This window comes from Micromonospora sp. ATCC 39149, assembly GCF_000158815.1.
Lineage (GTDB): Bacteria > Actinomycetota > Actinomycetes > Mycobacteriales > Micromonosporaceae > Micromonospora.
Map to the genome: position 1 here is coordinate 6,282,247 of NZ_GG657738.1, position 16,985 is coordinate 6,299,231.

The window sequence follows — 16,985 nt, forward strand, 5'->3', positions numbered from 1 at the left end:
GATGCAATTCGAGGAGCGGCTCTATGACCGAACAAACACCGCCCGGGTCAGGAGTGCTGGCGACCATCGGAGCGACACCGATCATCGAGCTGGTGAAGCTCGACCCGACAAGTCCATTCAGGACGTTCGCTAAGTTGGAGTCGCACAACCCAGGCGGCAGCATCAAGGACCGCTCGGCGCTGGAGATGCTGCAAGAGCGCATCCGCGACGGGCGGCTCGTACCCGGACGGTCGGTGGTAATCGAGTCCAGTTCCGGCAATCTCGGGATCGGTCTCGCGCAGGTCTGCGGATACTACGGAATCCGCTTCATCTGTGTGGTCGACCCGCGCACGAACCGGCACAACATCGCCATAATGCGTGCCCTCGGCGCTCAGGTCGAGGTGGTCACCGACGTCGATCCGGCCACCGGTGAGTACCTACCCGTTCGTATCCGTCGGGTTCGTGAGCTCGTCGCGACGATCGACCATGCCTACTGCCCGGACCAGTACTCGAACCCCCTCAACCCGCAGGCGCACCACACGACCGTGCGAGAAATCGTGCGGGCCCTGCCCGAGATCGACTACCTGTTCTGCGCCACGAGTTCCTGCGGCACTCTGCGGGGGTGCGCCGAGTACATCCGGACGCACAAGCTGCCGGTGACCATCGTGGCGGTGGACGCGTTGGGCAGTGCGATATTCGGCCCAGCGGTCGGTTGGCGGATGATTCCCGGCCATGGCGCATCGGTGCGCCCGAAGCTGTACCGCAGCGATCTGGCCGACATCGTGGTCCGGGTCGACGATCTCGACGCGATCGTGGCCTGCCGCCGGCTGGCCGCCCGCGAGGCGATCGTCGTCGGTGGCTCGTCGGGCGCCGTCGTGGCGGGCCTGGAGCAGATGCGCGATCAGATCCGGCCCGGGGCCACGTGCGCGATGGTCTTTGCCGACGGCGGTGAGCGGTACCTGGACACCATCTACGACGACGAGTGGGTCATGACGTACTTCGGTGACGTGTCGCATCTGTGGAACAAGCCCGACATGCAGGTAGCGCCGTGTTGATCCTCGGGGCAGGTGAGGTCCGTGCCGTCCTCGACGGGGCCGAGCGCGAGGTGGTGGCCGCGGTGGACTCGGCGTACCGGTCGCATGCGTTGGGCCGTACGCAGGTACCGCAGTCGGTGTTCCTCCGCTTCCCGAACGCAGACCGCGAGCGGATCATCGCGCTACCGGCCTTTCTGGGTGGTGCGACGCCGACCTGCGGGGTGAAGTGGGTGTCGTCCTTCCCCGACAACCTCAGGCGGGGTATGCACCGGGCATCGGCCGTGATGATCCTGAATTCGGTACACACCGGTGTGCCGGAGGCGATCCTCGAAGCGTCGGCGATCTCGGCTGGACGTACGGCCGCGAGCGCCGCCCTGGCGGCGTCCACGCTCTCCTCGTCCAGCCCGGAAACTGCAGTGACGCTGGTCGGCTGCGGTCCGATCAACTTCGAGGTGCTGAGGTATCTGCAGACCGTGCTGCCGACGGTGGACACGGTGACGTTGTACGACCTGAGCGCCGAGCGGGCGCAGTCCTTCGCCGCCGAGGCGCGGTCGGTCTGGCCGACGTTGCAGGTCGACGTGGCCGAGAGCGCGGCCGACGCCCTGGCCCGCCACAAGCTGGTGTGCCTGGCGACGACGGCGAGCGCCCCGCACCTGGGTACCGAGCACTGCCGCCCGGGAACGTTGGTGCTGCACCTGTCGTTGCGCGACCTCACCACCGACTCCATCCATTCCAGCGTGAACATCGTCGACGACGCCGACCACGTGTGCCGGGCAGCGACGTCCTTGGATCTGGCTCAACAGGAAGCCGGCCACCGCGACTTCATCTCCTCCTCGCTGGGCCACATCCTGGTGGCCGGTGAGCGGTACGTCAGGAGCGACGACGCCGTGACGGTGTTCTCTCCGTTCGGCCTCGGCTGCCTGGATCTGGCGGTGGCCGACGTGGTCCGGCATGCGGCGTCGGCCCGCGGTCTGGGCACCACATTGGATGACTTCCTACCGACGAAGCAGCAGGTGTTCGCATGACTGACATCCTCGAAACCGGCAACCAGTGCCGACTGTCGTTCGAGCAGGAGCAGCTGTGGTTCCTCGACCAGGTCCGGTCCGGCGCGCAGGAGTACCTGTTGCACTGGGGATTCCGTCTGCGCGGGCCGCTGGACCGGGAAGCACTGACCGCCGCCTTCACTGAGATCGTCGGCCGGCACGAGATTCTGCGTACCCGCTATGCGACGGTTGACGGACAGCCGGTGCAGATCATCGACGAGCCGGCGCCGGCCGAAATCACGGTGGTGGACCTCAGCGGGTACCCGGCGGGTGAACAGGACCAACGGGTACGGGAGATCGGCGAGGTCGCGGTGACCACGCCGATCGATCTGCGCGAAGCCGCGCCCTGGCGGCTGACAGTCGTCCAGCTTTCGCCCAGCGACGCCATCCTGATGATCGTGGTGCACCACATCGCCTTCGACGGCCCGTCGCTGGGCATCCTGGCCAGGGAGTTGGGCGTGCTCTACGCGACTTACGCCCCGGGCGAGGAGCCGCCGCTGGAGCCGCTGGAGCCGTTGGAGCTCCAGTACGCCGACTTCGCCGACTGGCAGCGGACCCGCTGGAGCGCGGACGACGCGGCGCTCGTCCGGCAACTGGACTACTGGCGCGAGCGACTGGCCGGGCTGAAGCCGCTGGAGCTGCCCACAGACCGGCAGCGCCCGGCCGTCTGGGAGCCGGCCGGCGACGTGGTGGCGTTCGCTGTGCCGGCGCCGCTGGCGGCGCGAATCATCGCCGTGGGACGCGCCGCCCGGGTGACCCCGTTCATGGTGTTCCTGGCCGCCTACCAGCTCTTGGTCAGCCGCTACGCGAACCAGCTCGACTTCGGTGTCGGGGTGTCGACCAGTGGGCGGAACCGGGTCGAGCTGGAGCCGGTGATCGGATCGCTCGCCCAGACGGTGGTGCTGCGTACCGACCTGTCCGGCGATCCTACCTTCGTCGAGCTGCTCGCCCGCGTCCGCGAAACGGCCCTGGACGCCTTCGAACACAAGGACGTGCCTCTGCAACGCCTGGCCGCCGAACTGGCGCCGGACCGCGACCTTTCCCGCAACCCGCTATTCCAGGTCGGGTTCGCGGTCCTGAACGGCCAGGGGGAGCCGCTGCGCCTGCCCGGGATCGAGGTCGACTGGGTGCCGACCCCCGTGCTCAGCGCCACCTTCGACACGTCGCTGCAGATGGCCGAGGAGCCGGACGGATCGTGGATCGCCCGGATGACCTATCCAACCGCGCTCTTCGACCGGGCCCGGGTCCAGCGGATGGCCGACAACTACCTGACGCTCCTGGAGAACCTCGCGGCGGCGCCGGAGAAGCCGCTGCGCGATGTGCCGACCGTGACGACCGCGGAACAGGAGCGGCTGCTCGGCTGGAACCCCACGGCGCGCGAGGCGACCGACGCGCTGCTGCCGGACCTGGTCCGGGCGCAGGCCGAGGCCACGCCGGACGCGGTGGCCGTGGTCAGCGGTGAAGTCCAGCTGACCTACGCCGAGCTGATGTCCAGGGCGGACAGTGTGGCCGGCTTCCTGCGCACCCGCGGAGTCGGCGCTGAAACCGCCGTCGGCGTCGCCATGCACCGCGGTACCGATGTCGTGGTCGCACTGCTCGGGACGCTCACCGCCGGCGCGGTCTACGTCCCGCTCGCACCCGACCTGCCAGCCGATCGGCTGGAGTTCATGATCGACAACGCCGGCATCGAACTGGTGCTCACCGAGGCGGCGCTGCGACAGCGGACACCGCAGCGCACACCGGTGGTGGTGCTCGACGAGCAGTGGGACGACATCGTCCGCGCCGCGCCGCCGCCTCCGGTGGCGCTCGACGCCGCGAACGCCGCCTACGTCATGTACACGTCCGGATCCACCGGTCGCCCCAAGGGGGTCGTGATCACCCACGGCGGGATCCGGAACCGGGTGCTGTGGGCGGTGGACCAGCACCAGCTCACCAGCACCGACCGCGTACTGCAGAAGACGACCATCGGGTTCGACGCCTCGGTGTGGGAGTTCCTGGCGCCGTTGGTGTCCGGCGGCTGTGTGGTGATGGCACCGCAGGACGCGCACCGCGACACCGCCGTGATGGTCGGTGCCCTCGCGGCGTACCGGATCACCGTGGTGCAACTCGTCCCGTCCGTGCTGCGTACCGTGGTCGACGAGCCGGAGTTGGCCGCCTGCAAAGCATTGCGGCTGGTGTGCTCCGCCGGCGAGCCGCTGCCGGCCGACCTGTGCGAGCGACTGCTCGGCGTGCTGGAGGTGGAGCTGTACAACACCTACGGCCCGACCGAGTGTTCTATCGACTCGACCGCACGGCGCTACGAGCGCGGCGAGACGGAGGGTACGGTCCCGATCGGTGCCGCGCTGCCCGGCGTGGACGTGTACGTGGTGGACTCCGCCGACCGGCTCGCGCCGATCGGTGTACCCGGCGAGTTGTGTGTCGGCGGCGTCGGCCTCGCCCGCGGTTATGCCGGGCGCGGCGACCTCACCGCCGAGCGGTTCACCCCGAACCCCTTCGCCACCCGGCCGGGTCAGCGGTGGTACCGCACCGGAGACCTCGCCAGGTGGCGTGCCGACGGGACCCTGGAGTTCGTCGGCCGCCTCGACGCGCAGGTCAAGGTGCGGGGCGTGCGCGTCGAACCCGGTGAGGTGGAGGCAGCGCTCCGGGCGCATCCGTCGGTCGCGGCGGCCGTGGTCACCTCCTATCGATCCGCCACCGGCGATCTGGAACTCGCGGGTTACGTGGTGCCGGTCGCAGGGGCGACGGTGGAGCCCGACGAGTTGTCCAGGTTCCTCGGCACCCGGCTGCCCGCCGCGATGGTTCCCGCCGGCATCATCCCGCTGGTCGAGCTCCCGTCGCTGCCCAACGGAAAGGTCGACCGGTCGGCGCTGCCGGCCCCCGACAGCCGGCCACGCGACGACGACCCCGGTCACGTCGCGCCACGGACGGAGACCGAGCGGGCGGTCGCCACGGTCATGGGCGAGCTGATCGGGGTTGAGCGGGTCGGCGTGAAGGACGACTTCTTCACGTTGGGTGGGCATTCGCTGCTGGCGATCCGGCTCGCACATCGGCTGCGCCGCAGGTTCGGGCTGGAGCTGACGGTGGCCACCCTGTTCGAGGGACGGACCGTGGAGCGGGTCGCCGCGGCGATCGACGCGGGCACGACGCTCGACAGCGAGCCGCAGATCGTGCCCGTACCCCGCAACGGCGTCCTGCCGACCTCGTTCGGCCAGCAACGACTGTGGTTCCTGGACCAGCTCGAACCGGGCAGCGCGGAATACCTGATCCCGATGGTGTACCACCTCACCGGAACGCTGGACACCACGGCGCTGCGTCATGCGGTGGAGCAGGTCAGCGCCCGGCACGAGGTGCTGCGCACCCGCTACGTCGGCGACGGCGGTATCCCGTTGCAGATCGTGGACCCCGCCGGCCCGGTGGTCTTCGACGTGGTGGACCTGACCGGCGCCGTGGATGCCGCCCCGCGCGCCAAGGCGATCATCGACGCGGCGAGCGCCCGGCCGTTCGACCTCACCCAGGAGCGCCCGCTGCGGGTCACGGTCGTGCACACGGCGACCGACGAACACCTGGTCGCGATCACCCTGCACCACATCGCCTTCGACAACTGGTCGCTGGGCATCTTCCTGCGCGAGCTGAACGAGGCGTACGCGGCAGACCTCGTCGGTACCCCGTGGCCGACGCAGCCGCTTCCGGTGCAGTACGCCGACTTCGCCGCCTGGCAACGCGACCGGCTGGCCGACGGCACCATCGGCAACCAACTCGAGTACTGGCGAACCCGGCTCGCCGGGCTCGTGCCGGTCGAGCTGACCCCCGACCGGCCCCGCCAGCCCGGGCGTGACCTACGCGGCGACCTGCTGATCGTCGATGTTCCGCAGGCCGCCGGCGCGGCGGTACGCGAGCTGGGCAACCGAACCGGCGCCACGTTCTTCATGGTGCTGCTGGCCGCGTTCGACGTGCTGCTGAGCCGATACACCGGCCGCACCGACATCGCGATCGGCACCCCGGTCGCCGCCCGGACGCGGCCGGAGAGCGCGGACCTGATCGGCTTCTTCGTCAACAACCTCGTGGTCCGGGCCGACCTGGGCGGGGACCCGACCTTCATCGAACTGATCGACCGGGTCCGCCGGACCACCCTGGAGGCGTTCGCCAACCAGGACGTGCCGTTCGAACACCTCGTCGACGCCCTGCAACCGGACCGTGACCTGTCCCGCAACCCGCTGTTCCAGATCATGTTCGAGGTGCAGCACACCACCGGTACCTCGGAGGCCACCCTCGCCGGGTGCGCCGCGGCCGGCCTGGGTAGCGGCGTGTCGGTGGCGAAGTTCGACCTCACCCTGTCCGTGATGGAGCAGCCGGACGGGCGGCTGGAATGCTGGTTCGAGTACGCCACGGCGCTGTTCGACCGCTCGACGATCGAACGCCTCGCCCGCCAGTACCTACGCCTCCTGGGCAGCGTGAGCGCAGACCCGCACGCCCGGGTCAGCGAGCTCGATCTGCTGTCGGCCGACGAACGCCACGCGGTCGTGCACCAGTGGCCGGACCCCGACGCGGACCGGCTGGACCTGCTCGACCCGCCCGGCGAACGGCACATCGCGGTACCGGAGCTGTTCGAACGGTGGGCGGCCCGGACCCCGGACGCGACCGCGGTGGTGTTCGGTGATGAGCGGCTCGGTTTCGCCGAGCTCAACGCGCGGGTCAACGAGCTTGCGCACCATCTCCGTTCGATGGGCGTCGGCCCGGAGGTCGTCGTCGGCTCGTGCCTTGAGCGCGGGTTCGAGCCGGTCGTGGTACTGCTGGCGGTGCTCAAGGCCGGCGGGGTGTACGCGCCGTTCGACCCGGAACATCCGCCGGAGCGCCTGCGCTACATGCTCGCCGACGCCGGCGCGCACCTGGTGGTGACCACAGGCAAGTTCGCCGACCGGTTCGCCGGGCACGAGCGCCCGGTGCTGGTCGTCGACGACGAGGACCGGGTCAGTGGACGGCCGTCGGTCAACCCGACACCGGTGACCGTTCCGGACAACCTCGCGTACATCATCTACACGTCCGGGTCGACCGGCCGCCCGAAGGGCGTGATGATCTCGCACCGGTCGTACGCGCACCACTGCCGGGTGATCGCCGACTACTACGGCATTCACCCCGGCGAGCGGGTCGTCCTGCTCTCGGCGCTCACCTTCGACGTCGCCATGGATCAGATCGCCGCCACCCTGACCGCCGGCGCCACGCTCGTGGTGAGTGACCCGGTCTTCTGGACGCCGAGCGAGCTGCCGCCCAAGCTGGAGCACTACGGCGTGACGATCATGGAGATCACCCCGGCCTACTACCGGGAGATGCTGGAGTCCGGCGTGGACCGGCTCGCCGGGATGAAGCTCATGAACGTGGGCTCGGACGTGGTGACCGTCGCCGATGCCCAACGGTGGGCGGCGACCGGTCTGCCCGGCCGGTTCCTCTGCAACTACGGGCCGACCGAGGCGAGCGTCACCTGCATGCTCAACCCGGTCTCGGGCGACCCCGCCGGCGAGCGCAGCACCGCCACCCTGCACATCGGCCGCGCGGTCGCCGGTACCCGGGTGTACGTGCTCGACGCGGGGATGCGTCCGCTTCCGATCGGGGTCCCCGGCGAACTGTGCATCGGCGGCGTGCGCCTCGCCCGCGGCTATCACGACCGGCCCGCGCTGACCGCGGAGCGGTTCGTGCCCGACCCGTTCGGGACCGAACCGGGAGCGCGCCTCTACCGCAGCGGTGACCTGGTCCGGCACCGGCCGGACGGTACGGTCGAGTTCCTCGGCCGCCTCGACACCCAGGTGAAGATCCGTGGTTTCCGGATCGAACTCGCCGAGATCGAAGCCGTGTTGGCCAAGCACCCCGCGGTGTCCGCGGCTGCCGTCGTCGCGAAGGACGTCGGGCCCGGCGACAAGCGGCTCGTCGCCTACCTGGAGTGGCCCCATGACACCGGACCCGACATCGACGAGCTGCGGGCATACCTACGGGAGTCGCTGCCCTCGTACATGATCCCGTCGGCCTGGGTCACCGTCGCGGCCCTGCCGCTGTCACCGAGCAAGAAGGTCAACCGGGCGGCGCTGCCGGATCCGACACCGTCTCAGCTCGACGGTGCCCGCGGGTACGTGGCACCGCGGGACCCGGCGGAGGAGACGATCGCCGGGATCTGGTCCGACATTCTCGGCGTCGACCGCATCGGCGTCGACGACGACTTCTTCGGACTCGGCGGGCACTCGCTGCTGGCCACTCGGGTCCTGGCCCGGCTGCGGGCGGCCCTTGCCGTCGAGGTCCCGCTGCGTTGCCTGTTCGAGGCGACCACCGTGGCGGAGCTGGCGGTGGTGGTGACCGACCTGATCGCGGCGGAGCTCGACGAACTGACCGACGCCCAGATGAGCGAGCTGCTTTCCCGGGAAGGTGCCCTGTGACTGAGACAATCGATCGAGCCGGTCTGCGCGCGGAGTTGCTTCGGCGCAGGCTCGTAGGTGCCGCGGCCGCCGCGCCGGACGGAGGAATGACCCGGGTACCGCGCGAGACGCCGCTCGCGTTGTCGTTCGCGCAGCGCCGGCTGTGGATTCTCGACCAGGTCCGTCCGGGCGGCACGGAGTATCTGGCCAGCGCCGGCCTTCGACTCTTCGGGCCGCTGGAGCCCGACGCGCTGCGGGCGGCGCTGGACGGGATCGTGGCGAGGCACGAGGTGCTGCGCACCCGCTATGTGGTGCTCGACGGTGAACCGGCCCAGGTGATCGACCCTCCGCAGCCGGCCACGCTGCACGAGGTGGACCTGCGTGGCCTCGACCCCGCCGCACAGGACGAGCGGATCGCCGGCTGGATGACCCACGACCGGGAACCCGTCGACCTCGCGACCGGGCCGGTGCTGACCGGAACCCTCGCGCGGCTGGCCGACGAGGAGCACGCGCTGGTCGTGACAATGCACCACATCGCCTTCGATGGCTGGTCCGAGCAGGTGCTGTGGCGTGAGCTCGACCGGTTGTACACCGCGGCGCTGACCGGCGGACCATCCCCGCTGGCGCCACTGCCGGTGCAGTACGCGGACTTCGCCGCGTGGCAGCGCGGCGTGATGTCCGGCGCCAAGCTGGATCGCCAGCTCGACTACTGGCGGCAGGCGCTGGCCGGCGCCACGGCGGTGGAACTGCCGCTCGATCGGCCGCGCCCGCAGGTCCGGGACAGCGCCTGCGACCTGGTCCCGTTCGCGGTGCCCGCCCCGGACGCCCGAGCCCTGCACGAGCTCGCCCGCCAGGCCGGTGCGACGCCGTTCATGGTGCTGATCACCGTGTACGCGATCATGCTCGGCCGGTTCGCCCGGAGCAACGACATCACAGTCGGCACCCCGGTGGCCTGTCGCGACCGGGCCGAAGTGCAGGACCTGATCGGGCTGTTCCTCAACACGCTGGTGCTGCGCACCGACCTGTCCGGCGACCCGTCCTTCCTCGAGGTGCTCCGGCGGGTGAAGGAGACGGCGCTCGGCGCCTACGCCCACCAGGAACTCCCGTTCGAACGGCTGGTGGACGAGCTGGCCCCCGTACGCGACGCGTCCCGGACCCCGCTGTTCTCGACCATGTTCCTGTGGGCCAGCGGGGACTCCGAGGTCCGCCGCGTCGGCGGGCTTCGCGCCGAGGAGCTGCCGGTCGGCGAGAGCGACGCCAAGTTCGACCTGACCCTGGTGGTCGTCGACCAGCCCGACGGCACACTCACCGGTTTCCTGAACTACGCCACCGCGCTGTTCGACCGGGACACCGTCGAGCGGTTCGCCACCCATTTCGCCGCGCTCATCGGCAACATCGCGCGCAAGCCGGACGCACCGATCAGCCGGCTGGTCGAGTCCCCGCCAGCGGAACGGCAGCTGGTGGTGCGGAAGTGGAACGAGACCGAGGTGGCGTACCCGACCGGCACGCTGCCGGAGCTGTTCGCGCGGCAGGTGGCCCGCACCCCGGACGCCGTTGCCGTCCGCTTCGAGGGCGAGGACGTCTCCTACGCCGAGTTGGACCGGCGAGCCGACCGACTGGCGCGGTACCTGGTCGATGCGGGTGTCGGGCCGGAGTCGATCGTCGGTGTGCGTCGCCGGCGCGGCATCGAGCTGGTGGTGGCCCTGCTGGGGATCCAGAAGGCCGGCGGCGCCTACCTGCCGCTGGACCCGGACCATCCGGCCGAGCGCCGCGACTACATGCAGGCCGACGCCGGTGCCACGATCGTGCTCACCGACACCGAACCGGTCATCTCCGACAGCGGGCCGGCACCGACGGGGGCGGTCGTGGCAGGGCCGGACCACCCGGCGTACGTGATCTACACGTCCGGTTCGACCGGCCGGCCCAAGGGCGTCGTGGTGACGCACCGCGCGATCGTCAACCGGCTGCGCTGGATGCAGGACGCCTACCGGCTGGACGCCTCCGACCGGGTGCTGCAGAAGACCCCGTACAGCTTCGACGTCTCGGTGTGGGAGTTCTTCTGGCCGCTGATCACCGGGGCCACGCTGGTGATCGCCCGTCCCGACGGCCACCGCGACCCGCACTACCTCGCCGAACTGATCGCCACCGAGCAGGTCACCACCCTGCATTTCGTACCATCCATGCTTCGGGTGTTCCTGGCCGAATCGTTCGGGCCGTTGCCGTCGGTGCGCCGGATGATCTGCAGCGGTGAGGCCCTGCCCGCCGACCTGGTCGCCGCCGTCGACGAGCGGATCGGGTGCGAGCTGCACAACCTCTACGGGCCGACCGAGGCTGCCGTCGACGTCACCGCGGTGCGGTGCGTGCCCCGGACGCCGGTCACGATCGGACGACCGATCGCCAACACGCGCACCTACATCGTCGACGACGCCCTGCGACCGGTCCCGATCGGAGTGCCGGGTGAGCTGCTGCTGGGCGGCGTGCAACTGGCCCGCGGGTACCTTGACCGCCCGGGGCTCACGGCGCAGCGGTTCGTTCCCGACCCGTTCGAGGAGTCCGGCGGTGGGCGGCTGTACCGCACCGGTGACCTCGCGAGGTACCTGCCGGACGGCCGGATCGACTACCTCGGCCGGCTCGACGACCAGGTGAAGATCCGTGGGCATCGCGTCGAGCTCGGCGAGATCGAGGCGGTGGCGGCCGAGCACCCGAGCGTGTCCGCGGTCGCCGTCACGGTGCACGACGGCCAGCTCGTCGGCTACCTCGTCGCCCGGGACACGGGCGCCGACATCGATGTGAGCGACGTGGCGACGTTCCTGCGTGGTCGACTGCCCGAGGCGATGATCCCGAGCCACTGGCAGCTGCTCCCCGCGCTGCCCCTGACCACCAGCGGAAAGACCGACCGCCGCGCGTTGCCGGCCCCGACGCCTGGCCGCGTCTGGGCGGCCGGAGCGTACGTCGCCCCCCGCACCGAGGCCGAACGCGTCGTCGCCGACGCACTCGGAGCGGCGCTGGGCGTCGAACGGGTCGGTGTGCACGACCGGTTCTTCGACGTCGGGGGCGATTCCATCCGCGCCATCCGCGCGATCGGGACCCTGCGCCGCGCGGGCCTGGACCTGTCGGTGCAGGACATCTTCACCCACCAGACCGCGGCGCAGCTGGCGACGCTCGCCGACCGGCCGGCGGCCGGTGCGGACGACCCGCTGGTCGGCCCGTTCGAACAACTGGATCTGGGCGACCGCGACCGGCTCCCGGACGGCCTGGTCGACGCCTACCCGATGGGCCAGGTGCAGGCCGGCATGGTGTACGAGATGCTGGTCGACAACTCGCACCCGGCGTACCAGAACGTCACCAGCTTCGACATTGCCGACGACGGCCCGTTCTCGCTGGCCGCGTTGCGCGAGGCCGGGCAACGGTTGGTCGACCGGCACGAGGTCCTGCGCACCACGTTCGACGTGTCCGGCTACTCCGAGCCCATGCAACTCGTTCACGCCGACGTGCGGGTCGAGGTGGGCTTCGACGATCTGCGCGGGCTCCCGGAAACCGAGCAGCAGGACATCCTGGCGCGGTACCGGCACACGATGCAGTCGACGATGCTGCCCATCGACCACGCCCCGCAACTGCGCTGGCACGTGCACCGCACCGGGGAGCGGACGTGGGTGCTGACCCACACGGAGTGCCACGCCATCCTGGACGGCTGGAGCCACCACTCCCTCATCGGTGAGCTGCGGGACACCTACCGGGCGATCCGGGACTCGGACACCGATGCGCTGAAGCCTCCGCCCCCGGGGCGCTACGCCGATTTCGTCAGGTTGGAACGGCGATCGCTGTCGTCCGAGGCGGATGAGCGGTTCTGGCGGGGCCGCGTCGGCGACTACGACCGGGTCAGGTTGCCCGCGGACACCGCCCCGGCCGGCCACGGCGCGGTTCCGGAGCTGCGGATGTCCTGGCGGCATCTCGAACCGGGGCTGCGTGAGCTGGCCGCGCGGACGCAGACCTCGCTCAAGGCCGTGCTGCACACCGCGCACCTCGCGATGCTCGGCGTCATCACCGGCCAGCGGCGGTTCTTCAGCGGTCTGGTCGTCAACGGCCGGCCCGAACTGCTGCGCGGCGACGAGGTCATGGGAATGTACCTCAACACGGTGCCGTTCGCGGTGGACCTGCGCACGCCCCGTTGGCGCGACCTCGTGCGCGCCGTTTTCGCCGAGGAGCTTGCCGTCTGGCCGCACCGGCGCTACCCGATCCCCGCGATGCAGCGCGCCTGGGGTGCCGGGACGCCGCTGATCAGCGGCATCTTCTCCTACCTCGACTTCCACGTGCTCGACGCGCAGCAGGACGTGTTCGGCACGGTCGTCGACGACAGCCCCAACGAGTTCACCCTGGTCACGTTGACCTTCCCGGGCGAGCTGCGACTGGAGTGCCGGGCCGGCTGGGCGACGCAGGAGCGGCTGGCCGCCATTGGGGAGACCTTCCTCGAACTGCTCACCGCGATGATCGTCGACGGCGGCGCGAATCCGGTGGACCTCGGCTCGACCCCGGCGCACCGGTTCACCGTGCCGCAGCAGGTTTGGCCCGCCCTGCCCGAGGTGTGCATCACCGACCTGTTCACGGCCCAGGCACACGCCCGCCCGGACGCGGTCGCACTGGAGCTCGGCGAGTCGCGCCTGACCTACGGCGAGCTCGACGCCCGGGCAAACCAACTGGCGTGGGAGCTTCGCGAGCACGGCGCCGGCCCCGAAACGCCCGTCGCGGTCTGCATGGACCGCGGGATCGACGCGGTGGTCGCGTTGCTCGGCATCCTCAAGGCCGGCGCCTGCTACCTGCCGCTCGACCCGAAGTATCCGGACGGCCGCATCGAGTACCTCCTCGACGACTCCGGCGCCCGGATCCTGGTGAGCGGGCCGAGCCACGCTCACCGTTTCGCGGCGCGTGCCGGGCTGACCACGCTGAGCCTGGACTCCGGCTGGTGGTCGACCAGCAGCCGGCCGACCACCGCGCCACAGGTGACACTGTCACCGGAGAACCTCGCCTACATCACGTACACGTCGGGATCCACCGGCCGTCCGAAGGGCGTGATGGTCCCGCACCGCGGCGTCGTACGGCTGGTGCACGGCCAGGAATACGCGCAGCTGGACGCCGACCAGGTCCTCCTGCAGGCCGGCACGCTCGCCTTCGACGCGTCGACTTTCGAGGTCTGGGGCGCGCTGTGCAACGGGGCACGGCTGGTCGTCTCCCCGGAAACGCCGACCGCAGCCGAGCTCGAAGAGATCCTGCGCCGGCACGGGGTGACCGTGCTGTGCCTGCCCACCGGCCTCTTCAGCACCATCCTGGACGTTCGGCCGCAAGCGCTGGCCGGGGTGCGGGAGGTGGTGGTCGGTGGTGAGGTGCTGTCTCCGCTGCATGTGCGCAAGGCGATGGAGCACGGCGTGATGGTCAGCAACGGGTACGGCCCGACCGAAAGCACCACGTTCGCCACCGTCCACCCGCGGATCCCGCTGCCTGCGGTCACTGATGCCATCCCGATCGGGAAGCCGATCAATCACACCTACGTGCGGGTCGTCGACGAGAACCTCGACCCGGTCCCGTTCGGCGTGCCGGGTGAGCTGCTGCTGGGTGGCCCGGGCGTCGCGCGCGGATACCAGAGCCGCCCCGACCTGACCGCCGAACGCTTCGTACCGGACCCGTCCGGGGACTCACCAGGAAACCGGCTCTACCGCACCGGGGACATCGTCCGCCAGGACCCGGACGGCACCGTCCGATTCATCGGGCGGCGCGATCACCAGGTGAAGATCCGCGGACACCGCGTCGAGCTGGGCGAGGTGGAGGTCGCGATCGCCGAGCTGCCCACGGTACGGGCCGCCGCGGCGGCGGCGTACGAGGGCGTGGACGGGATCAAGCAGCTCGTCGGATACGTCGTTCTCGACGAGGACGGACCGGCCGACCCCGCCCGGCTCGGTGACCTGATGCGGAGCAGGGTGCCCGGCTTCCTGGTCCCGACGGCTTGGGTGCGCCTGGACCGGCTCCCGTTGAACAACAACGGGAAGCTCGACCGGGCCGCGCTGCCCCGGCCGGCGGCGGGATCATCGGCACGGGAATACAGCGCGCCGCGCACGCCGGCGGAACTGGCCGTGGCCGAAGTCTGGACCGAGGTGTTCCACCTGCCCCGCGTCGGCCGTGACGACGATTTCTTCGACCTCGGTGGGCACTCACTGCTGACGTTGCGGGCGATCGCGATGTTGCGGGACCGGCACGGCATCGAGACGACCGTTCGATCCTTCGTCGAGCACCGCACGCTCGCGGCGCTCGCCGAATCGATCGATCGCAAGCGGCTGCCGGCCACGGCGTTGCTCTGGCTGCGCCGTACCGGCGACAAGCCCCCACTGGTCTGCGTGCATCCCGGCGGCGGCAGCGCGCACTGGTACCGGCGGCTGGCCGAACACCTCGACCCGGATCTGCCGGTGGTCGCCTTCGAATGGCCGGGCCGTGACCCGTCGACCGGCTCGGTCCCGTCCACGGAGGAGATGGCGGCCCGCTACGTCGCAGAGTTGCGCGAGGCCGTCCCGCACGGGCCGTACCGGATCTTCAGCTGGTGCGGCGGCAGCGGGGTGAGCACCGAGATGGCCAACCGGCTGACGGCCGATGGTGAGGAGGTCACCTTCATCCTGCTCGACCCGGGGCAGGACGCCTGGCAGAAGGAGCACCTCTGGGACGAGTACACCCTGATCAAGCAGTGTGTGACAAACCTGGAGCGGCTCGACGCGGCGTCGCCGGACGAGGACACGTCGGTGCTTCGGCAGGAGACTCTGGCGCTGCTCGAACACATCGTGGACGACATCGTCGGCAACGACGGGATCACGCTGCCCGAGCGCGGCGCGGGAACGATGTGGCTGCCCGCCGCGCGGATGTGGGAGGAGGTCATGGAGATGGTGCTGTCCTACCGTGATCGCCCGTACGCCGGTCACCTGGATCTGATCGTCAGCGACGAACTGGCGCTGGGCGCGCACGAGGTCGTCAGTTCCGGACAGAGCTTCAGCGACTACCTGCAGCGGTGGCGCGAACGGACCGCCGAGGTGGGGGTCCATCGGATGAGGGGTGAACATTTCTCGGTCATGAAGGAATACGTGGCGGACCTCGCTCGCATCGTGACGGCGCTGATCGACAAGCCGGCCGGGCGACGGTGAACGGGATGCGAACCGGGCAACCGCCCGGACCGGCCCCCGCCAGACGCGCACTCGCGGCAGTGTATGTCGCCGGCAGCGGCTCCGCTTTCGGGACCCAGATGACGATGCTCGCGCTGCCGTGGCTGGTCCTGGAGAGCACCGACTCGGCCCCGCGGGCAGGTCTGGTCTTCGCCGTGTCGGTGTTGCCCATGGCTCTGCTCGGATTCGCGGGCGGAGAGGTGATTCAACGGTTCGGCGCACGCCGAACCATGGTGGTCGCCGACTTCGCGCAGGCCGCGGCCATCGCGGCGGTACCTGCGCTGGCCGCGGTGGGCCTGCTCAGCTTCCCCCTGCTCCTGACGATCGTCGCGGTGATCGGCGTGCTCGGGGTGCCCTATTTCGCCGCGCAACGCGACCTGGCCACCGAGCTCGCCGGCCCGGACCCGAAGGCGCTGATGCGGGCGAACAGCGTGCTGGAAGGGGGCTTCAACGTCGCCGCGCTCGCCGGCCCGGCCGTGGCGGGCGTGCTGATCGCGACGCTCGGTGCGGAGCGGGTGCTGTGGTTCGACGCCGCGACCTACGCGTTGTCCGGTCTGCTGCTGTGGTGGTTCGTCCCGCGCACGTGGCGGACGGAACCGCCGCCGCCACCACAGCAGCAGGAGCAGCGCACCGCGGCCCATACGGGAGTCCTGGCCGGTGTACGCGCGGTGCGCGGGGACGACTTCCTGCGACGGGTGATGGTCTCGACCATCAGCTTCGGCTTCCTTCTGCGGGTCCTGATGCTCGCGCTGCCGCTGCTGGCGTTCGACCGCTTCGGTGGCGATGCCAAGGTCGGTGGGCTGCTGCTCTCGGGCTTCGGTGCCGGCGCGATCGCCGGGGCGGCCGTCAGCTATCTGATCGGCAGCCGGATGTCCCCGGCGCTGGTCTTCGGCCTGGCCGCCTTCCAACTCGTTCTTCCATGGTGGGTGCTGCTGTTCAACGTGCCGGTGCCGGTCCTGGTCGCCGCGCTCGCGGTGTCCGGTGCGGCACTCCCGTTGTCCAACGCCCCGTTCTTCAGCATCCTGGCCACTCGGTTCGCGGCCGACATCCGCGCGAAGGTGATCCAGGCGGTCATGACCATCAGCAACATCGCCGGCCCGCTGGGCTTCCTCGTCGGCGGGATGGCGATCGGCCGCTTCGGCGTGACGACGACCCTGCTCGTCCTCGCGGCCCTGTCCACCCTCGCGGCGGTCAACCTTGTGGTGGCGCTGCGGCGTGTCAGTCCCGTGGCGCTGACCAGCGCGCAGTACGCGACGACAGCTGCTCGATAGCCCGCTCGGGCCCAGTGCCTGCGGCGGACAGTGTGGCAACAGTGCCCGGTTGGTTCCTTGCGGAACA

Annotated in this window: 5 protein-coding genes; all 5 read left to right on the forward strand. The window is 70.4% G+C overall.

Annotation, left to right across the window (positions count from 1 at the left end; genetic code table 11):
• Positions 1–23 precede the first annotated feature (23 nt).
• From sbnA to MCAG_RS27200, 5 genes are read left to right on the forward strand one after another with little or no spacing between them, the layout of a single operon-like run.
• A complete protein-coding gene (sbnA, locus tag MCAG_RS27180) occupies positions 24–1,034 on the forward strand; it encodes a 2,3-diaminopropionate biosynthesis protein SbnA (RefSeq protein ID WP_036375486.1) in 1,011 nt (336 codons plus the stop codon).
• Positions 1,028–2,038 carry a 2,3-diaminopropionate biosynthesis protein SbnB gene (gene sbnB / locus MCAG_RS27185; protein WP_007076157.1) on the forward strand — a complete coding sequence of 337 codons (1,011 nt, stop codon included), beginning with the start codon at positions 1,028–1,030 and terminating at the stop codon, positions 2,036–2,038. The genes sbnA and sbnB overlap by 7 nt, the downstream gene beginning before the upstream one ends.
• The gene (locus MCAG_RS27190) at positions 2,035–8,475 is read left to right on the forward strand and encodes a non-ribosomal peptide synthetase (protein ID WP_007076158.1); all 6,441 of its coding nucleotides are present in this window, start codon (positions 2,035–2,037) and stop codon (positions 8,473–8,475) included. Before sbnB ends, MCAG_RS27190 begins: the two co-directional genes overlap by 4 nt.
• Positions 8,472–15,629: a non-ribosomal peptide synthetase gene (locus tag MCAG_RS27195; protein WP_036375489.1), complete on the forward strand. Its 7,158-nt coding sequence runs from the start codon at positions 8,472–8,474 to the stop codon at positions 15,627–15,629. The genes MCAG_RS27190 and MCAG_RS27195 overlap by 4 nt, the downstream gene beginning before the upstream one ends.
• 5 nt (positions 15,630–15,634) lie before the next feature.
• Positions 15,635–16,918 carry an MFS transporter gene (locus MCAG_RS27200; protein ID WP_157548279.1) on the forward strand — a complete coding sequence of 428 codons (1,284 nt, stop codon included), beginning with the start codon at positions 15,635–15,637 and terminating at the stop codon, positions 16,916–16,918.
• The last annotated feature ends 67 nt before the right edge of the window (positions 16,919–16,985 follow it).